The sequence below is a fragment of the Bacillus sp. LQ01 genome (genome assembly GCF_057624735.1).
The window spans coordinates 23,349-49,714 of the sequence record NZ_JBYEZL010000009.1 but is presented as its reverse complement, the minus strand read 5'-3'; the positions used below and the strand labels follow the sequence as shown (position 1 = coordinate 49,714).

The window sequence follows — 26,366 nt, the reverse complement described above, 5'->3', positions numbered from 1 at the left end:
GGATAGCACCATGCCCATTGTATTTAAAAATTTATTTGATTTCATATTGTTCATCATGCGTATCCGCTCCTTTTCGAATTGTTGTTGCCCTGCTTATGTCTTAATTATAGGAAATATGGCTACTTGCAACTATCGAATTAGCTTACGAAAGACTTACACTTTTGTAAGAAAAAAAGACATTCATGTAAGAATGTCTTTCACAGCATATTGATATGATGATGGTCTTCAATTGTTTTTAAAAAACTACGCATTGAATTCGTCATATAGCTATCTTTACGGCGTATGAAAACCGTTGAAATACTGCCGTATTTTTCAGGGATTGCATGACAATGTACCTTACCTGCTTTAGAAAGATGATGGACAGCAGACTGTGGTACGAGTGTAATTCCGAGGCCGAGTGCAACGCTGTTTAATATTGTCTCTAATATATTGAATTCCATAATTCTTTTTGGTAGCAAACCTTCATCTTTAAGCCAACGTTCTAGTTTGGAGCGGTATCCACATCCTTGGTTAAAAACGAGTAGAGGAGTTGTTGTAAATTCTTCTATATGAAAGGCTTTATTTTGTGTTATAAGCATTAATTTCTCTGTACTAACATCGTATTGTTCGATTAGTGGATGTTTAATAGGACCTGATATAAAGGCGCCATCCAATTGATGATCAAGTACTTCTCTAATTAATTCTTCTGTTAGACCCGCTTGTAATGATAAATCGACATTTGGATAGCTTTTATAGTAAGAAGATAAAATGGTAGGCAGTGTACTTACTGTTTCGACTGTACCGATTTTCAATATACCGGAGGGTGTTTCGCTATCTAAAAATACTTGTTTTAGTTCGTCGACATCTTGCAAAATTTTACTAACATAAACGAGCATTTTTCTTCCTTCAGCTGTTAAAGTCATTCCTCGTTTATGGCGGTAAAAGAGTGGGGTTTTTAATTCGTTTTCTAGTTGTTTAATACGTGCAGTTACATTTGATTGTACATAATTTAATTCCTTTGCTGCGCTACTTACACTACCCTGATCGGCAACGCTTTTAAAGATTTGTAAGTCTCGTAATTCCATTTTGTAATCCCCCTTGATGTTAACTATCATTATAAATGATAGTTAACATCATTTTGAATCATTTTACGTGATATATTTTTTCTTTTACAATTCTCTTTGTGCAAATAGAAAGAAACGGGGGATTGCGGTGAGAAGAGGTCAAATGATAATAGGGGCTGTAGCGTGTTTAATTGCGAGTATGTCATGGGGAGCGATGTTTCCAGTTGCTGATCATGCGCTAGAATACATAGATCCATTTTATTTTTCGCTTATTCGCTATGGAGCAGTGGCGATAATGCTGATTGTATTGTTGTTAGTGAAAGAAGGAAAACAGGCATTTCGTTTAGAGGGAAGAGGAAAGTTACTCGTCTTTTTTGGAACGATGGCATTTACAGTATATAATGTCCTCATATTTTTAGGGCAAATGTTGATGGGTAAGTCGGGTGTAATGGTAGCTTCCATTATGGAAGCACTTATGCCGATGATTTCTATTTGTATTTTATGGGGATATAAGCATATAAAACCGAAGAAGTATACGATAACGAGTATGGTTATTGCTTTTGTAGGAGCTGTGTTTGTTATTACAAAAGGTGACATGAGTTTCTTTGTAACATTGAAAGATAATATGTTCCCATTAGCATTTATATTTATTGGTGTTATAGGCTGGGTTATTTATACGATGGGTGGTCAAACGTGTAGTGATTGGTCAACATTACGTTATTCTACGTTGACGTGTGTATTCGGTACGACTGTTACAGGAATTATAACGGTAATTATTACGTGGCTTGGATATGTTTCAGTTCCTAGTATGGGAACGATTTCTATTGTAAAATATGATTTGTTATTTATGATGACATTGCCAGGTATTGTAGCGCTACTTGCTTGGAACTACGGTGTGAAAATTTTATCATCCATTAATGGGATTTTATTTATTAATTTTGTACCAATTACGACTTTAGCTATTATGATGATGCAAGGGTATCAAATCACAATGTTTGATATTATAGGGACTGTACTTGTTATTGCAGCACTTATTCGCAATAACGTTTGCCAGAGAAAAGAAGAAAATATAAATAATAGAGTTTTACAAGAAGAACAATTACGTCAAGCTGTTTAATAGGCAAATGGAGGATTTCACATGTTAGAAAGTTTATTGTTTTTCTTCGCGGTCGGAGTTGCCTGTGAGCTTGCAGCAATTAATCGAAATGGTCGTAAAAAGATAGAACAACAAGCTGAGCTGATACAGCTTTTAAAAGAGTTGAAAGAAAGAAAAAATTAAAAAGACGACCGGGCATAGACGGTCGTCTTTTTCTATATAAAGGGGAAAGGGGACACAAAGTTTATACAAGCGTAGCAGCGTAAATAAAAGCAGTAAGAAGAAGAGAGCCGCTAGCTAATCCTAAAAAGTCTAATTTGTTAAAAGTGATGTTATTCATAATACATTCTCCTTACTTGTTTAATGTAGAAGCAACAGCTTTTGCATCGAAAAGAGCCGATAATACCATGCCCATTGTATGTAAGAAATTGTTCGTTTTCATTTTGTTCATCATATTAATCGACTCCTTTTCGAATAATTGTTGCCCTGTTTCTGACTTAATTGTATGAAATATAGTAAGAAGTAACTATCGAATTAGCTTACAAGAAAATTACACTTTTATAAGAATTGAAATTTAACAATTCATACTTATTTTTATTACCAACTCCTAAAACTTAGTGTTATAATTGTTGTAAGAATATGATTATACTTCGGATGTTTAGAAAGGAACGAAATAAATGTATAAACCAATTACATTTTTGTTGAAATATATATTTAAAACAGCTGGGAAAGTAGAAGTGCAAGGAAGAGAAAAGCTACCAGAAGGTGGTCCGTATGTTGTTGCGTGTACACATACAAGTTTTATGGATGTATTAATGTTAGCTACAGGGATGTACCCAACTCAAATTCATTACATGGCAAAAAAAGAATTATTTGAAGGGAAATTCAAAAATTGGTTCTTTAAAAATGTAAATGCATTCCCTGTAGATCGCGCGAATCCGGGACCGAGTACACTTAAAATTCCATCACGTTTATTAAAAGAAGGAAAGGTAGTAGGGATTTTTCCGAGTGGAACGAGATCAGCGGAAGATGTTTCATTAAAAGCGGGTGCTGTGACAATTGCGATGCGTTCTAATGTACCTTTAGTGCCGGCAGCTTATGTTGGTCCATCAAGTGTAAAAGAATTAATAAAGGGGAAAAAGGCAAAATTGATTTTTGGAGATCCGATTCAAATTGAGGCTGGAGAACAAATAGATCGAAAAACCGCTATGAAAATGATGACAGATCAATTAAATGAGAAGTTTGAGGAGTTAAAAGAAGCTTTGCAATCAAATCAAAAATAAGAAAAGACGACCGGGCATAGACGGTCGTCTTTTCTATTACTATTTATAATAAAGGGGAAAGGGGACACAAAGTTATACAAGCGTAGCGGCGTAAATAAAAGCAGTAAGAAGAAGAGAGCCACTAGCTAGTCCTAAAAAATCTAATTTGTTAAAAGTGATGTTATTCATAATATATTCTCCTTACTTGTTTAATGTAGAAGCAACAGCTTTTGCGTCGATAAGAGCGGAAAATACCATGCCCATTGTATGTAAGAAATTGTTCGTTTTCATTTTGTTCATCATATTAATCCGCTCCTTTTCGAATAGTTGTTACCTTGTTTCTGACTTAATTGTATGAAATGTTGCGGAAAGTCACTATCGAATTAGCTTACAGAAAAATTACACTTTTGTAAGAGAAACAAATGAAGGTGTAATGATAAGAAGATTTGACATATGTTTATGAGATTCATTAAGTTAAAGATAGAGGTGAGTGCATGGCTAATATTAAAGATATCGCAAAGATGGCGGGAGTTTCAGTTACGACTGTTTCGAGAGTGTTGAATGATCACCCATATGTAAGTGAAGAAAAAAGGAAAGCGGTTATAGAGATAGTTGAGAAATTGAATTACTCGCAAAACGCAAATGCTGTTCATTTATCAAAAGGAAAGACGAATATTGTTGGTGTGATTTTACCGTATATTAATCATCCGTGTTTTGATGCGATGGTGAGCGGAATGATGGAGATTGCGTTAACTCATAATTACAGAGTGTTACTTTGCCAAACGAATTATAATAAAAAAGAAGAAATGAAAAGTTTACATATGTTAAAAACAAAACAATTGGATGGTCTTATTATTTGTTCACGTGCAAATGATTGGGAAACGATAGAACCGTATGCTTCTTACGGCACAATAATTGCTTGTGAAGATAATGATATTTCAAACATCTCAAGTGTATATACGAATCATTCAGCGGCCTTTCAATTAGGAATGGATTATTTGATTGAGAAAGGTTATAAAAAAATTGGCTATTGTACGGGAAGAAAATTAGGGCCGAGTAGTCAAAAGCGTTTTGATGTTTATAAACAGCAATTGCAATCTATAGATGAAGAGGTTAACGAAGAATGGATTTTTACAGAATGTTTTACACTAGAAGATGGTGTAAAAGTGGCTCATAAGTTAAAAGAGATGCAGGATCTTCCTGGAGCATTAATAGTAGCAGGTGATGAAGTTGCGATTGGGGTTATGACAGAGGTTGAAAAATTAGGGATTCAAGTTCCTGAGGATTTAGCGATTATTGGCTTTGATAATCAACCTATCTCGCAAGTGTTACAATTGACAACTATTGATCAAAATTTAAAGGAGATAGGGAAAACTGCTTTTGAAATGTTGCATAGAAAAGTGAATGACGAGAGTTCTAAACAAGAAAAGCTGGAAATTCCATACGAACTTGTGGAACGCTCTACAGTTTAATCTTAATCCGTTATGTGTATAATCGCATAACGGATTATTTTTTTGAAATATCTTTGACAGGAAACGCGTTTCATACTTTATAAAGGAGTTAAACCGGTCTGTAATATCCATGGATTCTTTTCAAGTGTTAAAGCAGTGAATAGAATTTGGAGGAATATGCATGAATGAACTTTTATCGAGTATGAAAAAGTATGTAGATGATGATGAAAAGATTTTGGTTTTTGTGGTAGGGATCTTTGAGAAGGATAATTTCATGTTATGTTATCAACATGGAATTTTTGTTGCCACTACTAGACGCCTCCTGTTTTACGGGAAATTTCCTTACTATCCTTCAACATTTAAAGAGTACTCATATTTGCATATAGATAGCATAGATTTTCATCCGTACTTTGAGTTTACTTGTAATCATGAAACCATTCGCGCTAAGTATATTCAGAAAGGGAATGTGGAGCAATTTGTCCGTGCAGTTAGAGCAAATATGAATAATTAATCAACCCTCTGTTTAAACATAATATTTCAATTTTTAAGAGGGAAAATGCGGAATAAAAACCACTTCTAAACCTCTAGGAGATAGTGATACAATGTCAAATGGGGGGAGGGTATGAACTATGGTTAATCAACGTATAAAGGAAATAACACTAATTACAATTGGTTCATTATTATTCGCAATTGGTATTAATTACTTTGCAATTCCAAACCGTTTATCGGAAGGTGGAATTATTGGTTTAACGGTTGTTACGTACTACTTATTTGATTGGTCACCAGGGATTGTGAATTTTGCTATAAATGCAATTTTACTAGCTATTGGTTATAAATTTTTTGATAAGAAAACAATGATTTATACAATTTTAGGGATTGTAGAAACATCTTTGTTTTTATACGTTACAGAACATATTGAGTATCATGTAAATAGTGATACATTATTAGCAGCTTTATTTGCTGGTTTATTTGTGGGTATTGGATTAGGCTGTATGTTCAAAGCTGGAGGTACATCGGGAGGGTCAGCAATCTTAGCTCGGTTAGCAAATCAATATTTAGGTTGGAGCGTAGGTAAAGGCGTACTAATTATTGATATTGTTGTAATTGCTGGTTCTGTATTTATAATAGGGCAAGAAAAGGCAATGTATACACTTGTAGCTGTGTTCATCGGAGCGAAGGTGATTGATTTCATTGTAGAAGGAATGGATACAAAAACGGCTGTTACGATTATTTCGAATCAACCAGATTTAATTCGTGAAGCTATTACGAAAAATATGACACGCGGTGTTACTGTATTAGAAGGGCGCGGCGGATATACTGGTAAAAATAAAGAAGTTTTATATGTTGTTATTAATAAACAAGAGCTTGTTAAGTTAAAACAAGTTATTAGCCGGGTAGATGAAGATGCTTTCGTTGTTATACATGATGTACGTGATGTACTTGGCGGTGGCTTTAAAGCAAGCTAAAAGGTGAACGAGTAAATTCGTTCACCTTTTTTTAATTCTTACAAAAATGTAAGTGTAATGTAATGAGATTCAATAGTAGATTTTATTCCCCCTTTTTAAAATGGATGTATATATATCCTGCAGAGGAGGAATGTTTATTATGAAGAAAAAAATGATCACTACCATAATAGCGATGATAGTGATAGTAGTAATGTTACTGCCTACGAAACTTGGACCGGTTATCGATAAATATAATCCATTTTATAAGACGAAAGAATACTATACGGTTGTGAATACAATTGGTCAGCATATTGGTGATGAGTGGTATGAATATGAATTTATTGCATTCGATGAACGTGGTAGAGAGCAGAAAATAAAGAAAACGGTTAAGCATATGTTAAAGAGAGATGAAGCATTAAAGGTTTTTGCAAAAGGACGTTACGGTGAATCGATTGAAGAGATTGAGGTTGCAAATATTCCTATAAATGCGAAGAGTAAACTTTTAACGATGAGATAGTGAAATATACCCCCAGCTATTTTTTGTCGAAAATAAAAATACTAGGTAAGGGTATTTTAGGGGTTAGCAAAAAAGCCTTAGTCCATATAGACTAAGGCTTTTTTATTATATAAAGGGGAAGGGGGTACATTGTAGTAGCATGGGTGAAAGGTATAAGAAGAGTAGCTACTAGCAATGCAATTTGGTTATGTGATTGTTCTTCTTATTTGGCTTACTTTCTAACTTTATTGTACGAAATATAAGTAAGGGAAACTATCGAATTACATTACACATAACTTACAAACATGTAAGTCTTCTGTAATGTAATTCGATAGTTAAAAGATAGTAATTTTCATATAGTGTAACTAGAAAGTCTTAATGTATTACTTTCTGTTTGTAATGAAGAATGAAAAACCAACTAATTTTTAATAATCCTCATCTGAATAAAGATGAGGATCCTTTTTTAAACCTTACAACATTGTAAGGTTTACGTAAGTTAATTCGATAGTAAATTTGTCATATTTTTTGCATAATAGATACAGATAGAAAAATAATTAGGGATCTAGTAAGAAGGGAGAAAAATGGGATGCGTAAAGAAGAAGTAGTGAAGTTACCAATTAAAGATTTCTGTAGCTACTTTACTGTTGCCATAGTGTGTATTGGATTATTTGATATCATAACAAACTTAATTGTTAAATAATATAGATGCTAAAACAAGAAAGGAAGTCCTTTCTTGTTTTTTTTATGGGGGCATAAAGATGAAATGGATTGATAGTCATATACATGTTGATCAATATAAGGATGAAGAGAAGAACAGATTACTGAAAGAGGTGGAAAATAGTAATGAAATAAAGGGGCTTATTGCTGTATCTATGAATTATCAATCTTGTAAGGAAACGTTATCTTTAGCGAAGAAGTATCCCTTTATATATCCAGCGATAGGGTTTCATCCAGAGCAACAGATTCATAAAGAAGAGTGTGAACAGATTTATAAACTTATTGAACAGAACGCAGAGGAAATTGTTGCGATTGGTGAAGTAGGTTTGCCCTATTATTTGAGGAAAGAAGATGAAAGCATTGCTGTAGATCCATACATAGCTGTATTGAAAAAATTTATAGAACTAGCTAGTAAGTATAATTTGCCGATTATATTACACGCAGTTTATGAAGATGCTGACACTGTATGTGATTTGCTAGAGAAATATAAAGTTTCACGTGCACATTTCCATTGGTTTAAAGGAAGTGATGAAACAATGAAACGGATGATGAAGAATGGTTATTATATTTCGATTACACCGGATGTTTTACATAAGGAGAAGATTAGAAAAATTGTTTCGTATTATCCGCTTGAATATATGATGGTAGAAACAGATGGACCGTGGGAATTTCAAGACGATGTTATGACGCACCCGAGAATGATTCGAGATGTATTAAAGGAAATTAGTTCTATACAAAACATATCCATTGATAAGGTCGCAAAAACAATATATGAAAATACAAGTCGATTTTATTTGAAAGGATAGGAGAATTATAGTTTTAATCATGTAACGGAAAAAGTGAAAATTGAATGTATTTAATAAAATGCCACGGTTTGATATATGACAAAAAACCACCAAGCGTTCCGCTCGGTGGTTTTGTATTAGGATTCTAATTTTCTCGCACGTTTTAATAATAAAAGAAAGACAATGATAACGAACCCCAGTATAAGGAAGAAGCCATATTGCTTTATATAATCAATTATGTCATTCGCACTGGTTGGTTTTTCAACGTGAATGCCGTCTTTATTCGTCGTAATATGAATATCTTTCATTTTTACTTCATTCTTTTCCTTTTGTAAATCAATCCATTCTATATTTGGAATACTTTCTAGATCTTTTAACACTTCTTTTAATGGTTTCACACCTAAGTAAGGATGATAAAATGCCCCAATAATCCCATCGGATAATTTAGAAACAGATAGAGCACGTTCTTTCATTTTAGCAATAGTTTGTGGCGTATCTTCTTCAATAAATCCGACTGTTTCAGGCAATAGTTTCATTCCATGTAAAAATGACGGAGTACTTGTATAATATGGTGAGTGCATGGATTTCCAAGTTGTATCATTTAACTGTAGTTGTCCTACATAAGTTGAAAAGTACCTTGATAATATTTCATATCCTTTTTGAGACATCGTGTAATGAGGTGCTTCAAAGGCAACAGGATATAGTTTAGCATCTACAAGTTCTTGAATTCCTTTTTCAATATGATTTTTCGTATATTTTTCCTCGAATTCTTCCCCTTTTTTTACATATTGGTTATATGCCTCTATATTTGGAAAGTCATCTTTTGTCTTCGGTTTTTCATGCTTCGGTTGGCGAATTGGTTGATCTTTTTTGACATCCCAAAATTCAAAGCCCTCACCTGTTTCACTGTCATAAAATTGGTGAGTATAACCATGCATAATAATTGCTGCACCATCATCTTGCATAGAGCGTAAAAGATCAACTAGTTCTGGTTTATCTTTTAAATGTATTATCTTTCCTGTATCTGGATCTTTATATACCGGAATAACAGTAATCATGTAAGGCATCTTTTTCTCTTTTAGTAATTTAGCAATTTCTTTCAATTGATTTATATCTGCTGCTGGGTGAACATCCTCAAGACGTAAATAAGCTTCAACTTTATTTTTCGTTGGTTTTTGGCTGAAATAAGAAAATAACATTTCACCGACGTAATGAGACATCCAGTCAAAGAGGTTAGGTGTTGCGACATAATAAGATATTTCATGCTGAACGATTAGTGGGTTAGTGTTATTTGAGCTTAAAGCGTTAGCAAGCACAGTTCCATTCGTATCAAATGATTGAATTAATCGTTCCTCTTCTAAGGTATTTTTTAGCTTCTTTTCTGGATATTCAATTTTATTAACTCGTATATCGTCACTCTTCAATGTAATGAAAGAAAAACGCTTAGATAATTGTTCAACATTTTGTCCTAATACTAATAAAGGGCCGGAGAAGTTTTCTAGAAATTGTTTCGTTTCATCAGAAAACGCTTCTTTTGTTTCACCGATATAAACAATATGTGTATAGGAGGATACGTTATTAATTGAAGTTGCTTCTTTTAAGTTTTTTACGGTTATATCATTTGTAAAATGTCCTAATTGAGTATTAAGGATTTGGACATTATTTGAAACTTTATCGTCTTGTGTACTATACAAAACAAGTACTTTTGGTTTTGATGATGTTTGTGCAGAGGTGTAGGTAGGGATGAGTAGTAAAATGCTGAACAAGAGTGTTAGGCATTTTTTCATTTTGTACGCTCCTATTCTATATATAGAGTTCAGTTTACAATTATATACAAAAAATGCGTTATAGTCTATGAAAGTTACATTTTTGCACGTATTTACCAGCTGTTTTTTCACAAAATCGGTCTAAAGCATGATGATAATACGTATAGTTATTTGCTATGATAAAAGAGTAATAGAATGTAGGTAATTGTAAAGGGAAGGCTGAAAGGGGACAAATTTCAGCGGAGAAAGAGGTAGAGGTAGTGAAGAAATTCTTTGTAGGATTTTTAGTTGTTCTTGGAGTATATTTATATTTCCAAGGAAAGTCTGAAGGAATGGATAAGCTAGTGAATGGAACAAGCTATGTTGATTCAGAAGAAGCAAAACAGATGAAACAAATCATTATAGAGGAAGCGAAGAAAGTAAATCTTCCGGAATGGATACCACTTGCAATTGCCGAGCATGAAAGTCGATTAAATCCAAGAAGTGTTGGAGATAATGGAACTTCATTTGGATTGTTTCAACTACACCGCGGCGGCGGGCTTGCACCAGAACATTTAACTGATGATGAGCTGAAAGATCCACGTACAAATGCGCAAATTGCAATGCCGCATTTAATGAAAGGATATAAGCGTGGGGTGCAAAAAGGTTTGACTGATTTTGCATTACTGAAATATATAGCGAATACATCTGGATGGCCAGGGAATTTAGGGCCAGAGTGGACGGATAATAACATGAAGTATAACATCGGATTAGAAGATGTGTACTATCGAAATAAAGGTGTAATAAAGTGAAACTTTAATCAGTGGGGGAGTCTGTTCATCCCCCGCTGATTATTAGTCTTCACCAATCGGGCTTTTACGAGCAGTTAATCTTCCGCCTAAATTCTAGCGTTTTCCGGATTTTGAGGTGGAAGTTTTACTGCTCGTTAATGCGGGGTAAAAGAGTAGGTTTTCTATACCTACTCTGTTTTTTTATGAATAATTTCATCCTTTTCTTTCGTGAAATACTGCGTGAGTTGTATTTTCACCTCTTCTAGTTTTGTAGAAACTTGCGGTATTTTATATCCTACATACAATGGTGAAACGACAAATCTAGGTACAACTTTACAAATGATTTTTCCATTTAAGTAATAGAAGAATAAGTTATAACTACTGCATCCTTTATGGAAATCTATCAGTATGTAACGTACAGTTTGCTGAATGTAATTTGCCATTTCATCTATATATGAAATATTATCAATGATTATATTGAATTCAGTGAAGCCAATAATGGGATGCTCTGAAATATTAAGCTCAATGCGTTCATTTTTTTGAACAATTACTCCTTGGAAATTTTCTTCTTCAATATTTTCAAGATAATTTACATATTTCATTCCGATAATTTGCATGTGTGCATGATGCAAACTTCCACCTGAAAATGGACCGTGATTTTTGTATAAAATTACAGATGCAAATTCTTCGTTCTTCTGTAAGTGTAACCAATGTTGAATAGAAAATTGCATTAATTTTCGCATATGTTCTTCTGTATATGTTGCGATATGATCTTCGCAATTATCCGTTTCAATCAGCACCGTTTGAAATGTATCTTGTAATGTAGGAAATTTATTTTTTAACCAAATAATAGAACCATCAGTTGCTAAAATATCCGTTAAATGTTCTTTATCGCAAAATGGACATGCAGCGCTTCTATTCCGAATACTTTCTGGTTTTTGTTTACCGATATCGTTTAAAAAATATAGTTGTTGTGTATCCATTTGTATATATGCCCCTTTAAAATATGTGTAAAAATCCCGCTTAATACATTCGGGAAAAGGAGAAGGAAATCCTCTAAAGACAATATGGAAAAAATAAAAGACAAGATATCCTCATTACGATAGGGTACCTTGTCTTTTATTTTTTCTCTAATAGTGTGTATGGATAATATAGAACATTTTCATTATTTTTCTTTTTTCTATTTTTTATTGTGTATAAAGTAATTGCTGTGCTTGCAATTATAATAATGGCTTTCTTCATATTCATATACCCCTTTTTATTGTTGGTTTAATTCTTGGCTAACTGCTTTTGCATCGACTAAAGCGTGTAAAATCATTTTCACCATGTTCATCATATTTCTTCACTCCTTTTTATAGTTCATTTAGTTCTTTTACAACTGCTTGTCCGTTCACTAATACCTCAAAGATTGCTTTTACGATTTCTTTCATCATGTTTGTTTCCTCCTTGTGTTTGTCACTCTTGTTTTACATCTTTATTGTATAGGGAGGCATCTTTTCGTACTATCGCTTTCCATTACGTGAACATAACAGTTTTGTAAGATTTGATGTCACTTATTGAAATGTTTAGTCTATCTTCATTATTTTCAGAAAAATGACTATTCAAACATGAAATTGGAAAGTATAATAAAGAAGTAAGTATTAAATTCCGTACGAAAGGGGTGAATGAGATGAAACGTTCTTTAGCTGCGCGTGCCAAATTTTTAGATTTTATCTATTTTTGTCGTGCGATTTTTCATGATGTAGTTGTTAACGGGATACGTATGCCCTTTTTTAACAATTGCATAGTGACTATTGAACGATAGAAATCTCTTCACCCATTTTTAATAAACGTGTGAAAAGGGAGCTATTTGGCTTCCTTTTTCTATGCCGAAAACCATGGGGAATGTTTCTTTCTCATGGTTTTTTATATTGAAAGGAGTACGGAAAATGACTATTTGTAGTGTAAATAATGTAACGAAATCTTTTGGTGGAAACATCATATTTGAAAATATATCGCTTGAAATAAAGAATGGTGAACGTGTTGGGTTAGTTGGTCGTAACGGTAGTGGGAAGACAACAATCTTTGGGCTTCTAACGGGAATGGAGAGTTTGGATGCAGGAGCCATTCATATGAAGAAAGGTACACGTATTGGTCATGTCGCACAAATTCCGAAGTTTGATGAGGCCATGACTGTATATGATGTATTGAGTTCCGCTTTTAAAGTAGAAAAGGAATTAGAAAAAGAAATGCATGCTCTAGAAAAAAATATGGCGGAGGAGCAGGAACAATCTTCTTTGAAAAAGCTAATGGAGAGGTACGGAATAATTCAAGAAAAATTTGCATTTCTCGGTGGTTATGAAATAGAGGCAAATATAATGAAGGTAGCAAATGGCTTACAAGTAACAGACTTATTTCCAAGAGTATTTACGGAATTAAGTGGAGGAGAACAGACGAAAGTAAGCCTTGCATATATGCTATTGCAGAAACCAGATTTACTTCTATTAGATGAACCAACAAATCATTTAGATTTGTTTGCAGTTGAATGGTTAGAGAAATTTTTAAAAGAATATAATGGAACAGTTATGGTTATTTCACACGATCGCTATTTCCTTGATGAAGTTGTAACGAAAATTTTTGATCTGGAAGATGGAGAGATTCACGTGTACCATACGAATTATTCTCAGTTCGTTGAGGAGAAGGAAGAAAGATTACTTCAAGAGTTTCAAGCTTATCAAGAGCAGCAAAAGAAAATAAAGAAAATGAAAGAAGCAATTAAGCGCCTACGTGAATGGGCAAATCAAGCGAATCCTCCGAATGAAGGATTGCATAAAAGAGCGAGGAATATGGAACGTGCGTTAGAGCGTATAGAGAAATTAAAGAGGCCAATTTTAGAAAGAAAACAGATGGGTCTTCAGTTTGAAGGGCAAGAGAGAAGCGGAAAAGATGTTGTTGTAATGAAAGAAGTGAGTAAAGGTTTTGCTGGCCGACCTTTATTTGAACAAGCGAATTTACATGTTCGTTTTCAAGAGCGTACTGCTATCGTTGGTCGTAATGGTACAGGAAAGACTACATTATTAAAACTACTATTAGAAGAAATAAATCCAGACGTTGGTGAAATTCGCATTGGCAGTAGTGTCAAAATTGGTTATTTATCACAGCATACGTATGGAAATGTGAAGAGTAATGTATTGGAAGCTTTTAGAGAGTATGTGGCTGTAACAGAAGGAGAAGCAAGACATATATTAGCTAAGTTTTTATTTTATGGTCCAGCGGTGTTTAAGAAAGTAACACAACTGAGCGGTGGAGAAAAAATGAGGTTAAGACTTGCGCAACTTATGTATCAAGACATCAATTTTCTAATTTTAGATGAGCCGACAAACCACCTTGATATTGAATCAAGGGAAGTTTTAGAGGAAGCCCTTGAGCAATATAATGGGACGATTTTAGCTGTTTCACACGATCGATATTTTTTAAATAAGTTATTTGAAAAGACGTACTGGATTGATAGATGCAAATTATTTGAGTTTGCAGGAAATTATGCATGGGCTCGTCAAAAGTGGGAGGAAAAGCTTGAGAAGCAAGTAATAAAGCAGAAACGCCAAGGGAGAAAAAGTGTTGAAACGGTTCCTGTAAAAGAGAAAGAAGCTAGGAATCTTGAAGAGATTGAAAATGAGTTAATGCATGTAGAAGAAGATATATATGCAATAGAATGTGGAATGGAACATGTAGCTGATGTTGAAAAACTTGAAAAATTATATGAGGAAAAAACGAAGAAAGAGTTGTTACGAGCAGAACTATATAATGAGTTAGAGAATATGGTGGAGTAAAGAGATTAGAATGAAAGAGCAAGTTGTTTTCTCATGTTTTGAGGGAGGGCTTGCTCTTTTTGTGTACGGAAAGACGAAAATTGGTATAATTTTCTTGTTATTAAAATCAAGAAAAGAACTTTAGGTTATTAAAACGTGAGGAGAATGTTATGTTAGGATACGCGCGAATTGTTACAATCGTCATGATCTGTTTTGTTTATGCAAACCATGTTTCACGTGAAACAGCACATTTGCAATTTTTTGTGGGTACAGCACTTTTTATTTATATTGTGAATCATATTTTGCTAGTAAAAGTGAATGGAGGTAAAAAACTTGTTTTTTATACACTATTAGCAAATGGGATAGTCACAGCTTTATTAGGTTTTTTATTTCCCGAGACATGTTTATATTTAATTATATTTGGAATTGATGCAGTAGGGCTATTTATTCATGAATTTCGTAGAAGCATGACGTACTTTTTTATTACTTTTTTCTTTCTTTGCTGGTTTATAAATATAATACATGCTTATGAACATACAGGTAGTTTAGAATTGGAGAGTAATGCTATTAATTTTATGTTTATCGTTTTTAGTGCTTTAGCTGGAAGCTTAATAAAAAAACTTACAGCTGCTCGGAAAATGGTAGATGAGCAATATGAGGAATTGACATTGTCTCATACAGCTCTAAAAGAAGCGCATGAACAATTACGTCTATATGCCAAAGAGGTAGAAGAATTGACAGCTGTTCAAGAGCGAAATGATATTGCCCGAGAAATTCATGATACTGTCGGTCATAATATGACAGCCTTACTTGTCCAATTACAACTTGCAGAGGCTTTGTGGAAACAAAAGTCGGACGCTACAGAAGAGGTTTTACATACATGTCATGGGCTAGCCAGGAAATCACTTCAAGAGGTGAGAGCGTCTGTACATGCCTTAAAAGAAGAAGGTAAACTAGGGAACATAATAGAAAATATGCGTGAAATGTTACATGGATATTCTAAAGCGACGAAAGTACAAGTATCTTTTCAATTACAAGGGGATCCGGTTTTGATTCCGTTGTCACTACAACCTACACTCCTCCGGGTTATGCAAGAGTCTTTAACAAATGCAAAGCGGCATGGCAAAGCGAGTTTATGTGAAGTGAGTTTAACTTGTTCGGCGAAACAAGTTAAACTATGTATTTTGGATAATGGCTTGGGAGTTAACGAGGTAAGCCCTGGTTTTGGTTTACTTAATATGAGAGAACGAGTAGAGGAACATGGTGGAACTATTCAATTTGAGAGTGAGATAGAAAAAGGCTTTCGGTTACAGATTGAATTTCCACTTCAGGAGAAAACGTGGTTAATAGGGGGAACTGTATGATTCGGATTATGATTGTTGATGATCAATCACTCATTCGTGATGGTTTAGCGATGTTATTAAACTTACGTCAAGAACTTGAAGTAGTGGGAACTGCTACAGATGGAGACGAAGTGATACAAAAGGTGAAAGAGCTACATCCTGAAATTATTTTGATGGATATTCGGATGCCTCGTATGAATGGTGTTGAAGGAACACGTTTAGTTAGAGAACAGTTCCCTCATATAAAGGTACTTATGTTGACGACTTTTAGTGATAGTGAGCTTATCTTTGAAGCATTGGAGCAAGGAGCAAGTGGTTATTTATTGAAGGATATGGAGACAGATGCAATCGCTCAAGCAATTTTAACGGTGCATAGTGGAGGGGCTGTGCTTCCTCAGGATATAACAGCGCAAATCATAAAAGAATTAAAAAAGACAAAAGTAGCAGTAGAGTGCACCACACCAGAACAATTAGCGCAATTAACTGAGCGAGAAGTAGATGTTTTAAGGGAAATTGGACTTGGGTTAAATAATAAAGAGATTGCGGAAAAGTTATTTATTACAGAGGGAACTGTTAAGAATCATGTTTCTAATTTAATTAGTAAGCTAGAACTGAGAGATCGAACGCAAGCAGCCATATACGCAGTAAGGTATGGCATCACGATGTACACATGACTTTTGGCATATATAAGTGTGAAAAAGCAGCAGAATTTGCTGCTTTTTTATTTTGTATTTCTATCTCAAGGATGATGGGGAGAAGAAGAAATTTTTCTACAATGAAAGTGTAGATGAATGCAAAGGGGCTGAATCAGTATGTTAGTCATAGATCATATTACGAAATCATTTGGTAAGAAGAAAATCATAAAGAATGTTTCTTTTGAGGTGAAGAAAGGGGAAACATTCGGATTGCTTGGTCCAAATGGAGCGGGAAAATCAACGACGATATCAATGATTTGCGGGTTAATTTCATACGACAGTGGCGATATAAAAGTTGGTGGGAAATCTGTAAAAGAATATCTATTAGAGGCGAAAAAGAAAATTGGTATTGTTCCACAAGACATTGCGCTCTATCCAACACTTTCAGCGAAGGAAAATTTGGTTTTTTGGGGAAAGATGTACGGTTTAAATGGAAAAGTTGCAAAAGAGCGAGCGGAGGAAGTATTGGCTTACGTCGGTTTACAGGACCGTGGAAAAGATAAAATTGAAACATTTTCAGGTGGAATGAAAAGACGTATTAATATTGGTGCCGCACTTATGCATGAGCCAGAGTTGTTAATTATGGATGAACCGACAGTTGGGATTGATCCGCAATCGAGAAACCATATTTTAGAGACTGTTAAAAAATTAAATGAAAAAGGGATGACAGTTATTTATACGAGTCATTACATGGAAGAAGTAGAGTATTTATGTGAAAGAATTGCAATTGTTGATCATGGAAAGGTAATTGCATTAGGAACGAAAAGGGAGCTATGTAATCGCCTGGCAGATGGGTTTATAGTGAGATTGCAATTAAATCGTTATAGTACGGAACTGCTACAAAAGTTGAAAGCACTATCTGTTGTTGAACGAATTATTTTTGATGAAGATAATAGTACGATTGATATTGGGCTAAATGGTGGTGAGTCCATTGGTACAGTTGTGTCAGTAGTGGTGGAGAACAACGCTCAAATTTTAAAGCTTGAAGTGCAAGAACCGAATTTGGAGGCACTCTTTTTACAATTAACAGGACGTTCACTTCGTGATTAAGGAGGTTAGTGCGAGATGAAAAGTTTTATTATTGCATGGAAAGATTTAAAAATACGTTTAATTGATCGACGCGGATTTATGATGATGTTAATTATGCCGCTTTTATTAACAGCGATTTTAGGTTCAGCGTTAAGTAATATATTTGATAATGGTGGACTACTAAAAACAGTGATTGGCTATTATCAAGTAGGAACTGATGAGTTTGCAGATGTCTTTCAAAAAGAAGTATTGCAATCTAAAGAATTAAAAGATGATGTGAAAGTAAAGATAGTTAATTCTCAGGAAGAGCTTGAAGATATGTTAAAGGAAAAGAAAATCGATGTGGGAATCATCATCCCAAATAAATGGAGCGAACAAGTACAAGATGGAAAATTAAAAGAGCCAAAGGTGCTTATAGACCCATCAAAAGATATACAAGCAAAAATCGCTGAATCAATGATCCGCTCTTTTTCAGAGCGTGTTCAAACAGTTGCGGTATCTACTAAAAGTGTTGTGACGGAATTAGCAAAGTCTCAGCATAGTAATGTGGAACAAGTTGCAAAAGAAGTAAGTGGAGATTTACAAACAGTAGCAACTTCGGATGCAAATAACATTGAAAAAGGAACGATAGGTAAAAAAACAGTTGCAGCGATGCAGTATTATGCAGCAGCGATGTTAGTCATGTTTTTACTATATAACATAACAGTAGGTGCAAAGTCAGTTGTCACAGAGCAACGAACTGAAACGTTGGCGCGTTTGTTTAGTACACCAACGAGCTCATTTTCAATTTTATTTGGGAAGTTTTTAGGTACGTTATTATTTGCATGTATACAATTTGGAATATTTATAGTTGCTACACACTTTATGTTTCATGTGGAATGGGGCGGAGACTTGTCTCAAATAGTAGCGATAGGAATTTCTTATGCAATTTGTGTTTCTGGTTTATCTATGTTAATTGCCGCTTTTATTCGTGAGGAAAAAACGGCAGATGTAATGGGAGGAATCGGTATTCAAATACTCGCTATATTAGGAGGATCAATGTTACCGATTTATGTATTCCCTGATACACTTCAAACCATTGCGAATATTGCTCCGAATAAATGGGCACTTACAAGCTTTTTAAATATTATGTCGGGAACATCTTGGGATGTGCTACTCCCTGTTATTTTTAGTTTATGTAGTGCAGGAATTGTCTCCGTTATGATAGGAACATTACGTTTACGTACGAGATAGGAGGGAGAAATGATGAAGAAGGTTTGGGCACTTTGTTGGCTAGAGTTAAAACAAATTTTAATAAAACCACAAAGTTATATACTTATGTTTGGAATGCCTATTATTTTTACACTCATTTTCGGCGGACTTTTGGGTGGAAGTGGGAATACGAAAGTAAATGTTAGCTTAGTAGATGAAGATGGTTCTGTATTATCTAGCAAGTATTACGAGGACATAAAGAAAAGTGACTTAATTTCTATAGAGAAGGTAACGTATAAGGAAGGAAAACAGAAGATTGAAAACAAAAAATCATCCGGCATAGTTATTATTCCGAAAGACTTTCAAAAGAGTATGCTAGATGGAAGTAAAGAAAGTATTCAGTTTCAAGCCAGTGCTGATTTTACTGGTGGAACTTCTGTAGAGCAAGTATTGGCAAGTGCATTAAAAAAAATGGAGATAGAAGTTAGTGCAGCGAGCGATTTTGAGAAGAAAAGCAACGCCTCGTGGGAACCTATGTATAAAGAAATCTATACAAAAATAGAACCTGCTTCGATTCAAAAAGAATCAATTTCACATGATGATCAAAAGTTAAATAACGTTACAGGGAGAGCGGCAGGATTTTCAATTCTATTCGTTATGATTGTTATGTTAAGTGCGACGGGGACTATTTTGAAAGCTAGACAACTTGGGGTTTGGTCTCGTTTATTAGAAGCACCAGTTTCAAAAGCTCAAATACTAACGGGATATATCCTTTCATTCTTTTTAATAGGGTGGATTCAATTTGGTGTTCTAATGATATTAACGCATTCCTTATTTAATGTGCAGTGGGGAAATTTATTAGGGGTTATTATACTCGTTTCCGTGTTATTATTAGCTGTCATTGGTCTAGCCTTATTATTAGCAAGTATCGTGAAAACAACAGAACAACAGTCTGCATTAGGTAATATCGTTGTGATTTCAACATGCATGATTGGCGGTCTTTATTGGCCGATTGAAATTGAACCAGCATGGATGCAGACGGCAGCAAATTTTGTTCCGCAAACTTGGGCGATGCGTGGCTTTACGGAGTTAATTGTAAGGGGAGGTACATTGGCAGATATAGGGGGATATATTGGTATACTCATTTTATTTGCAGGAGTCTTTTTCATAATTAGTTTAACAAGAATACGTTACGAATGAAAAAAACAGAGTTACAGCTTTACACGCTGAACTCTGTTTTCTTTTTGTGTCGTATCTTCTCTTGTTGAAATGATAATAGCGATCCCGAGCATAATAAAAAAAGCTAAAAAGAGGACGAACTTTGGGAAGAATGGGAATAGTAATAGCGCCCCAACTATCATAATTGTTAATAATACGTAGTGCAGGACGTATTGGAATAGGTTGTCCATATTTTCGCCCCCTTTTTGGTAATTGGTTATTAGTATTCTATGTTTCATGCTGAAGGAATAGAAGTAGATTTTTAAGTTTTAATACGAATTATAGCTGAGTTTTCTTAAAGTATAAATGTAGAGTGATAATTTTGGAAAAATTCTAAAAATATTTATTTAGAAAGAATTGACAAAACATAATGAACGATATAAGCTAATAACCATAAAGTCTACCGGAAAGGTCGGAATAAGATTGTTACCCCTCAAAAACATCTATTTTTTTCTGATTAAAACCGACTTTTCCGATTGGCTATAAATGTGCTGTGGGAGGCATACATAAGCTAATAAGTTCAAAGGGTATAACTATTAAACAGTTAGGGTGGGGACAATGAAGAAAAAGACAAAAAAATGGGCTGGTGTATTTTCAGTATTACTGAGTAGTTCGCTTGTGTTATCTGCTTGTGGGGGACAGGAGGATACGGCTTCTACAGAACCAGTAAAAAAGCAGGATTTAAAAGACTCTAAGATTGAATCAATTCCAGCTACAGATAAAAAGAAAAGTCCAGAGAAAGCAAATCAACGAAAAGATACTTTCATTACAGCCATTTCTAAGCCAGGGGGAGTTTTCCTTCCGTATTTCCAAGATAATGGTTGGGATGGAAATGTAACGTCGGTTATTTTTGCTTCATTAGTAACAACAGACAAACAAAGTAAACCTATTCCGGATCTTGCGGAAAAATGGGATATTTCTGCTGACCAGTTAACATATACATTCCATTTACGTAAAAATTTAAAATTTAGTGATGGGTCGCCTCTAACAGCGGATGACGTAGCATTTACATTAACACTACTTCATGATAAAGCGTATGAAGGTGGATTGGATATTGCTCAGTATGCTGTTAAAGGTGGGAAAGAATATAAAGAAGGAAAAGCAACTTCTATTGAAGGAATCCAAGTTGTTGATCCACAGACAATTAAAATTACAACTGAAAAAGTTAATTCACAGGCGCTAACGAATTTAGGTGGCCCAGTGCTATCAAAAGCTTATTATGGAAAAGATTATAAACAAAATACAAGTTTAGACTATTTAAAAGCATTATATGGGCAACCAATTGCAGCGGGTCCATATAAATTTGAAAAATATGTTCCAGGTCAAGAAGTCCGCTTTGTTGCTAACGAAAATTATTATGCAGGTAAACCAAAAATTAAAAACTTTATTTACAAAATCACATCAGGTGATACTGGATTCCAATTATTCCAAACAGGTGAACTGGACTATAGTGGGTTTAGAGCGAACCCTGAAAATATAGACCAATTAAAAGGATTAGAGTTTGCAAATATTAATCTTGAATCATCAAGTGATATTGCTTATATCTATGTAAATAATAAGAAGTCGTATTTGAAAGATAAAAAGGTACGCCAAGCACTTACTTATGGATTAGACCGTAAGAAGTATGTGGATACAGCTTTACAAGGCTATGGCTCTGTCGCTAACGCACCAATTGCTCCAGTTTCATGGGCATATACAGAAGAAGGTATTAATAAATATCCGCATGACGTAGAAAAGGCTAAAAAATTATTGGATGAGGCTGGTTGGAAAGTAGGTTCTGACGGGGTTCGTGAAAAAGATGGTCAAAAATTAAAATTAACATACTACGCATCAAATACAGGTAAAACAAATGATATCTTTATTCCGATTGCAAAAGAAAGTTACAAAGAAATTGGTGTTGAATTAAATCCAGAGTTGATGGACTTTAATACGATGCTTTCAAAAGTAGGAAAAGGTGACTACGATTTAGCGGCAGTTTCAACACCAGGAATTAGTGATCCAAGTGAAGTTGTAAGTGAGTACTTATCAACTAATCCAAAAAGTGATACGGGTTATAATAATCCGAAAGTAGATGATTTGATTGTAAAAGGTATAGGAACGACAGATATTGAAAAACGTAAAGCGATTTATAAAGAGCTGTATAAAGAGTTAAGTGATGATCCACCAGTTATTTTATTAAACTATCGTAAACTACTTTATGCTCATAATGCACGTATAAAAGGAATTGATCCAGAAAAGTACGATAGCATCAGTTCCAACTTACCAGTGTTATCTATTGAACAATAAGGGTTGACCTAAATAATAGAAGACGTTTTTTCACACAGCAATGGAATGGTAGCTGTTTTGAAAAAATGTTCTTCTATTTTTAAGTAAATAGGATTGGGGAGACAAAAGGTGAAAACATATATCATTCGTAGGTTTCTACAAATGATTCCTACATTGTTTGGTACGTCTATTATTATCTTTTTCTTATTTGCACTCTTACCGGGTGATTATATCGATTCAAATCCAAAATTAACACCAGAGAGAGCTCAAGAATTAAGAGAGTTGTACGGTTTAAATAAACCGATTATTGAAAGGTATTTTCATTGGTTAGTGAATGCTTTGCATGGTGATTTTGGATTTTCTTTACAGTATCAAGAACCGGTAACTTCATTACTTAATAAATTCATTTGGAATACATTTATTGTTGCTGCTGCAGCTTTATTTTTCACTTGGATTATTGCTCTTATTATTGGGGTTATTTCTGCAACAAAGCAGCACTCTTGGTTTGATAGATTGGTAACAATCGGTGTCTTTGCAGCAATGTCATTTCCATCATTTTTTATCGGACTATTTTTAATTAAATTATTAGCAGTTGATTTAAAGTTATTACCTATTGGTGGCATGATTGATATTGGGAGTAACTCAACAGGGATAGCATACATATTAGAAGTATTACGTCATATGATTCTACCTGTATTTATTTTAACGCTTCTTGGTGTAGGATCGTTAACACGCTATTTTAGAACTGGCATGTTGGATGTTATTAGGCAAGATTATATTCGTACTGCTCGTGCAAAAGGTTTAAAAGAAAGGACCGTTATTTATAAACATGCATTGAAAAATGCAATTTTGCCAGCAATTACATTACTCGCTTTTGAATTACCGGGTTTATTTTCAGGAGCTATTATTATTGAACAGATTTTTAATTGGCCAGGGATTGGGAGTATTCAATTAGAAGCATTAAACTTCCGTGATTATACGGTATTAATGGCCTTTACAATGTTTCTTTCTTGTTTAACAATTATGGCTAATTTCTTAGCTGATATTGTATATGCGTTTGTTGATCCAAGAATTCGATTGAAGTAAGGGGGGAAAGATATGGAGACTATTACACCCATAATAGAGAAAAAGAAAGAACGGAAAAAAAGAAATGAATCATCACCATGGCGCCAAGCATATAAAAAAATCAAGAAAAATAAGATGGCACTGTGTGGCTTATACGTTTTAATATTTATGTTTTTATTTAGTTTTATCGGTCCAATCTTTTCACCGTATGCTGATGGGAAAGTACAAGTAACACACATTAATAAACCGCCCAGCCTGTCACATTGGCTTGGAACAGACCAGTTGGGACGGGATATTTTAACTAGACTTATGCAAGCAGGGCGTATTTCATTAACAATTGGTTTAGCGTCGATGCTACTATCCGTTATACTAGGAGCTTTATTAGGAGCAATTGCTGGTTTTTATCGAGGGGTTGTGGATCATTTAATTATGCGTGTTGCGGATGTGTTAATGTCCATTCCGGGATTACCGCTACTTATTATAATGGGAGCAATTTTATCAGAATGGAAATTACCATCAGAATACCGTTTATATGTTGTAATGATTATTTTGAGTTTAGTAGGATGGCCAGGACTTGCTCGTCTTGTGAGAGGACAAATTTTAACATTGCGGGAGCAAGCCTTTATGCAAGCAGCAGATGTATTAGGATTAAAGGATTCTCGAAAAATTATTCATCATTTAATTCCTAATGTCTTTACGCTGCTTATTGTTGTAGCAACTTTGGGCGTAGCTGGATCTATTTTAAGTGAGTCCGCACTAAGTTACTTAGGTCTCGGCGTAGTTCCACCTACACCGTCATGGGGGAATATGATTAGCGCAGCGAACTCATTAATTGATTTTCAAAAGCGTCCGTGGTTATGGATCCCGCCTGGTTTCGCAATTTTTATAACAGTTGTATCCATTAATTTACTTGGTGATGCACTTCGTGATGCGTTAGATCCAAAGATGAGACGGTAGGTGAAGGAATATGAGTAAAGCGGTAGTAGAGCTGAAAGACTTACAAACACATTTTCAAACTGACGAGGGGACGGTAAAGGCTGTGAACCATGTTAGCTTTGCGGTTCGAGAAGGGGAAACAGTTTGTGTAGTAGGAGAATCAGGTTGCGGAAAGAGTGTAACAGCTTTATCTATTATGGGGCTTATTGCTGAATCTGGTAGTGTAGTGGGTGGAGACATTTTATATGAAGGAAAAAGTCTTTTAGGAATGAAAGAGAAAGAACTTCGTAGTTTACGAGGCAATGATATTGCAATGATTTTCCAAGAACCGATGACATCGCTAAACCCCGTCTTCACTGTAGGGGAGCAAATTGTAGAAACGTTAAGAGAGCATGAATTACTTAGTAAAAATGAAGCATATAAGAAGGCAATTGAGTTAATTCGTAAAGTTGGCATAGCCCGCGCTGATGAAATCGTCCATTCTTATCCGCATGAACTGAGCGGTGGGATGTTACAACGTATTATGATTGCTGTTGCGCTTAGTTGTAATCCTAAGTTATTAATTGCAGATGAACCAACAACAGCTCTTGATGTTACCATTCAGGCTCAAATATTGGATCTACTAAGACAAGTGAAAGAAGAATTTAAAACGTCGATTTTATTAATTACACATGACTTAGGTGTCGTAGCGGAAATGGCTGATTATGTTGTCGTTATGTATGGCGGGAAAGTTATTGAAGAAGCCCCAGTACTAGAGATATTCCAAAATCCAAAACATCCTTATACGAAAGGATTATTGAAATCAAAACCAGTAATGGGAAAACGAATAGATAAACTATATTCTATTCCAGGGCAAGTTCCGAATTTAGTTGGTTTAGGTGAGTTTTGTTACTTTAGTGGGCGTTGTGAGCATTGTATGGAAATATGTGAAAAAGAAGCCCCAAATCTAAATGTAAATGATGAAAATCATAAAGTAGCTTGCTGGTTATATGAGGAGCGTGCGGAACAATGAGTGAACCATTATTAGAGGTGAAAAACCTAAAGGCATATTTTCCAATTAAGGGTGGCGTATTTAGTAGAACAATTGGGCATGTAAAAGCAGTTGATGGAGTAAGTTTTACTATTAATAAAGGTGAAGTGTTTGGTCTCGTTGGTGAATCAGGGAGCGGGAAAACAACAATAGGAAAAACAATTTTACGCCTCGTTCAAAAAACGGAGGGAGAAGTGAAGTTTAAAGGAAAAGATGTTCATTCTTTATCCAAGGATGAATTAAGAAAACATCGCCCTAATATGCAGCTCGTTTTCCAAGATCCATTTAGCTCATTAAATCCGAGAATGAGAATTGGAGAAGCGCTTGGAGAGCCAATGTTGGCCCACGGATTAGCAACGAAAGAAAATGTGCGTGAAAAGGTAATTGAAGTATTGGAGTTATGTGGATTAGCTCCTTATCATATTGACCGGTATCCCCATGAGTTTTCTGGTGGACAACGTCAGCGTATCGTAATCGCAAGAGCTATGGTATTAAATCCAGAATTCATTGTAGCTGATGAACCTGTAGCGGCACTAGATGTATCTATCCAAGCACAAATTATTAATTTATTTAGTGAGTTACAGGAGAAAAAGGGATTATCTTATTTATTCATTTCGCATGATTTAAGTGTAGTAGAACATTTATGTACGAAAATCGGAATTATGTATTTAGGTACGATTGTGGAGACAGCACCGCGTGATGAGTTATTTACCAATCCGCTACATCCTTATACGAAAGCATTGTTATCAGCTGTTCCAATACCAGATCCAACAGTGAAGCGAGAACGAATTATACTAGAAGGGGATATTCCAAGTCCAGCAAATCCACCTTCGGGCTGTCGTTTTCATACACGTTGCCCATTTGCAACGGATGTTTGTAAAAAAACAGTACCAGAATTCCGTAATGTTGGTGTAGAGCATTTTGTTGCTTGTCATCACGTATAAAAAAGGACTCTTTCAAATTGAAAGAGTCCTT

Annotated in this window: 28 protein-coding genes; 21 read left to right on the top strand and 7 right to left on the bottom strand. The window is 34.8% G+C overall.

Annotated features, from left to right (window positions below):
- Positions 1–197 precede the first annotated feature (197 nt).
- Positions 198–1,064, bottom strand: coding sequence for a LysR family transcriptional regulator (locus AC22L0_RS27910; protein WP_000423031.1), 867 nt, complete (start codon positions 1,062–1,064; stop codon positions 198–200).
- Between the two features lie 127 nt (positions 1,065–1,191).
- Between AC22L0_RS27910 and AC22L0_RS27905 the strand changes: the two genes are divergently transcribed.
- Together AC22L0_RS27905 and AC22L0_RS27900 are read left to right on the top strand one after the other, a co-directional pair.
- On the top strand, positions 1,192–2,160 hold the full coding sequence (locus AC22L0_RS27905) for a DMT family transporter (protein ID WP_033667865.1): 969 nt from the start codon (positions 1,192–1,194) through the stop codon (positions 2,158–2,160).
- Positions 2,161–2,181: 21 nt separating this feature from the next.
- A complete protein-coding gene (locus AC22L0_RS27900) occupies positions 2,182–2,322 on the top strand; it encodes a YrzO family protein (RefSeq protein ID WP_087966427.1) in 141 nt (46 codons plus the stop codon).
- 61 nt (positions 2,323–2,383) lie between these two features.
- Here the strand turns inward: AC22L0_RS27900 and AC22L0_RS27895 are convergent, their stop codons facing one another.
- Complete coding sequence (locus tag AC22L0_RS27895; protein WP_001060007.1) at positions 2,384–2,479, bottom strand: DUF3948 family protein; 96 nt, start codon at positions 2,477–2,479, stop codon at positions 2,384–2,386.
- 337 nt (positions 2,480–2,816) lie between these two features.
- On the opposite strand from AC22L0_RS27895, the gene AC22L0_RS27890 reads away from it, so the two are divergent.
- The gene (locus AC22L0_RS27890; protein ID WP_000277777.1) at positions 2,817–3,422 is read left to right on the top strand and encodes a lysophospholipid acyltransferase family protein; all 606 of its coding nucleotides are present in this window, start codon (positions 2,817–2,819) and stop codon (positions 3,420–3,422) included.
- A gap of 72 nt (positions 3,423–3,494) precedes the next feature.
- Here the strand turns inward: AC22L0_RS27890 and AC22L0_RS27885 are convergent, their stop codons facing one another.
- A complete protein-coding gene (locus tag AC22L0_RS27885) occupies positions 3,495–3,590 on the bottom strand; it encodes a DUF3948 family protein (RefSeq protein WP_001060007.1) in 96 nt (31 codons plus the stop codon).
- Positions 3,591–3,895: 305 nt separating this feature from the next.
- Between AC22L0_RS27885 and AC22L0_RS27880 the strand changes: the two genes are divergently transcribed.
- From AC22L0_RS27880 to AC22L0_RS27860, 5 genes are all read left to right on the top strand, one after another.
- On the top strand, positions 3,896–4,873 hold the full coding sequence (locus tag AC22L0_RS27880) for a LacI family DNA-binding transcriptional regulator (protein WP_001273899.1): 978 nt from the start codon (positions 3,896–3,898) through the stop codon (positions 4,871–4,873).
- 160 nt (positions 4,874–5,033) lie between these two features.
- Positions 5,034–5,363 (top strand): PH domain-containing protein, encoded by a 330-nt coding sequence (locus AC22L0_RS27875; protein ID WP_001004250.1) that lies wholly within the window; start codon positions 5,034–5,036, stop codon positions 5,361–5,363.
- Between the two features lie 118 nt (positions 5,364–5,481).
- Entirely contained in the window at positions 5,482–6,318 is an 837-nt protein-coding gene (locus AC22L0_RS27870) for a YitT family protein (protein ID WP_000248040.1), read from the top strand.
- Positions 6,319–6,457: 139 nt separating this feature from the next.
- Positions 6,458–6,814 carry a YxeA family protein gene (locus tag AC22L0_RS27865; RefSeq protein ID WP_000728422.1) on the top strand — a complete coding sequence of 119 codons (357 nt, stop codon included), beginning with the start codon at positions 6,458–6,460 and terminating at the stop codon, positions 6,812–6,814.
- A 737-nt stretch (positions 6,815–7,551) separates the two neighbouring features.
- Positions 7,552–8,316: a TatD family hydrolase gene (locus tag AC22L0_RS27860; protein WP_000871063.1), complete on the top strand. Its 765-nt coding sequence runs from the start codon at positions 7,552–7,554 to the stop codon at positions 8,314–8,316.
- A gap of 116 nt (positions 8,317–8,432) precedes the next feature.
- Here AC22L0_RS27860 and AC22L0_RS27855 read toward each other — a convergent pair whose 3' ends face one another.
- A complete protein-coding gene (locus AC22L0_RS27855; RefSeq protein WP_016111295.1) occupies positions 8,433–10,082 on the bottom strand; it encodes a DUF2334 domain-containing protein in 1,650 nt (549 codons plus the stop codon).
- Between the two features lie 239 nt (positions 10,083–10,321).
- On the opposite strand from AC22L0_RS27855, the gene AC22L0_RS27850 reads away from it, so the two are divergent.
- Positions 10,322–10,852, top strand: coding sequence for a transglycosylase SLT domain-containing protein (locus AC22L0_RS27850; protein ID WP_000713248.1), 531 nt, complete (start codon positions 10,322–10,324; stop codon positions 10,850–10,852).
- A gap of 167 nt (positions 10,853–11,019) precedes the next feature.
- Here AC22L0_RS27850 and AC22L0_RS27845 read toward each other — a convergent pair whose 3' ends face one another.
- The gene (locus AC22L0_RS27845; RefSeq protein WP_016119007.1) at positions 11,020–11,814 is read right to left on the bottom strand and encodes a DUF4931 domain-containing protein; all 795 of its coding nucleotides are present in this window, start codon (positions 11,812–11,814) and stop codon (positions 11,020–11,022) included.
- A 136-nt stretch (positions 11,815–11,950) separates the two neighbouring features.
- Entirely contained in the window at positions 11,951–12,079 is a 129-nt protein-coding gene (locus AC22L0_RS27840) for a hypothetical protein (RefSeq protein WP_001998915.1), read from the bottom strand.
- Positions 12,080–12,500: 421 nt separating this feature from the next.
- Here AC22L0_RS27840 and AC22L0_RS27835 point away from each other — a divergent pair, with 421 nt between their 5' ends.
- From AC22L0_RS27835 to AC22L0_RS27805, 7 genes are all read left to right on the top strand, one after another.
- Positions 12,501–12,635, top strand: coding sequence for an RAxF-45 family protein (locus AC22L0_RS27835; RefSeq protein WP_000830643.1), 135 nt, complete (start codon positions 12,501–12,503; stop codon positions 12,633–12,635).
- Between the two features lie 73 nt (positions 12,636–12,708).
- Positions 12,709–14,640, top strand: coding sequence for a ribosomal protection-like ABC-F family protein (gene abc-f, locus AC22L0_RS27830; RefSeq protein WP_139894716.1), 1,932 nt, complete (start codon positions 12,709–12,711; stop codon positions 14,638–14,640).
- A 149-nt stretch (positions 14,641–14,789) separates the two neighbouring features.
- The gene (locus AC22L0_RS27825) at positions 14,790–15,983 is read left to right on the top strand and encodes a sensor histidine kinase (protein ID WP_000902014.1); all 1,194 of its coding nucleotides are present in this window, start codon (positions 14,790–14,792) and stop codon (positions 15,981–15,983) included.
- Entirely contained in the window at positions 15,980–16,636 is a 657-nt protein-coding gene (locus tag AC22L0_RS27820) for a response regulator (RefSeq protein ID WP_000619343.1), read from the top strand. Before AC22L0_RS27825 ends, AC22L0_RS27820 begins: the two co-directional genes overlap by 4 nt.
- Positions 16,637–16,774: 138 nt before the next feature.
- Complete coding sequence (locus AC22L0_RS27815) at positions 16,775–17,707, top strand: ABC transporter ATP-binding protein (RefSeq protein ID WP_087966423.1); 933 nt, start codon at positions 16,775–16,777, stop codon at positions 17,705–17,707.
- Between the two features lie 15 nt (positions 17,708–17,722).
- Positions 17,723–18,919 (top strand): ABC transporter permease, encoded by a 1,197-nt coding sequence (locus tag AC22L0_RS27810; protein WP_087966421.1) that lies wholly within the window; start codon positions 17,723–17,725, stop codon positions 18,917–18,919.
- Between the two features lie 12 nt (positions 18,920–18,931).
- The gene (locus AC22L0_RS27805; RefSeq protein WP_087876034.1) at positions 18,932–20,077 is read left to right on the top strand and encodes an ABC transporter permease; all 1,146 of its coding nucleotides are present in this window, start codon (positions 18,932–18,934) and stop codon (positions 20,075–20,077) included.
- A gap of 11 nt (positions 20,078–20,088) precedes the next feature.
- On the opposite strand, the gene AC22L0_RS27800 is transcribed toward AC22L0_RS27805, so the two are convergent.
- Positions 20,089–20,286 carry a hypothetical protein gene (locus AC22L0_RS27800; RefSeq protein ID WP_000369258.1) on the bottom strand — a complete coding sequence of 66 codons (198 nt, stop codon included), beginning with the start codon at positions 20,284–20,286 and terminating at the stop codon, positions 20,089–20,091.
- 367 nt (positions 20,287–20,653) lie between these two features.
- On the opposite strand from AC22L0_RS27800, the gene AC22L0_RS27795 reads away from it, so the two are divergent.
- From AC22L0_RS27795 to AC22L0_RS27775, 5 genes are all read left to right on the top strand, one after another.
- Positions 20,654–22,381, top strand: a complete 1,728-nt coding sequence (locus tag AC22L0_RS27795) for an ABC transporter substrate-binding protein (RefSeq protein ID WP_487272555.1) — start codon at positions 20,654–20,656, stop codon at positions 22,379–22,381.
- 108 nt (positions 22,382–22,489) lie between these two features.
- Positions 22,490–23,446, top strand: a complete 957-nt coding sequence (locus AC22L0_RS27790; protein WP_000860687.1) for an ABC transporter permease — start codon at positions 22,490–22,492, stop codon at positions 23,444–23,446.
- A 12-nt stretch (positions 23,447–23,458) separates the two neighbouring features.
- Positions 23,459–24,382 (top strand): oligopeptide ABC transporter permease, encoded by a 924-nt coding sequence (gene opp4C, locus AC22L0_RS27785; protein ID WP_487272554.1) that lies wholly within the window; start codon positions 23,459–23,461, stop codon positions 24,380–24,382.
- Between the two features lie 10 nt (positions 24,383–24,392).
- Positions 24,393–25,373 carry an ABC transporter ATP-binding protein gene (locus tag AC22L0_RS27780; RefSeq protein ID WP_000030767.1) on the top strand — a complete coding sequence of 327 codons (981 nt, stop codon included), beginning with the start codon at positions 24,393–24,395 and terminating at the stop codon, positions 25,371–25,373.
- Positions 25,370–26,335, top strand: a complete 966-nt coding sequence (locus AC22L0_RS27775) for an ABC transporter ATP-binding protein (protein ID WP_001294485.1) — start codon at positions 25,370–25,372, stop codon at positions 26,333–26,335. Before AC22L0_RS27780 ends, AC22L0_RS27775 begins: the two co-directional genes overlap by 4 nt.
- Positions 26,336–26,366 lie beyond the last annotated feature (31 nt).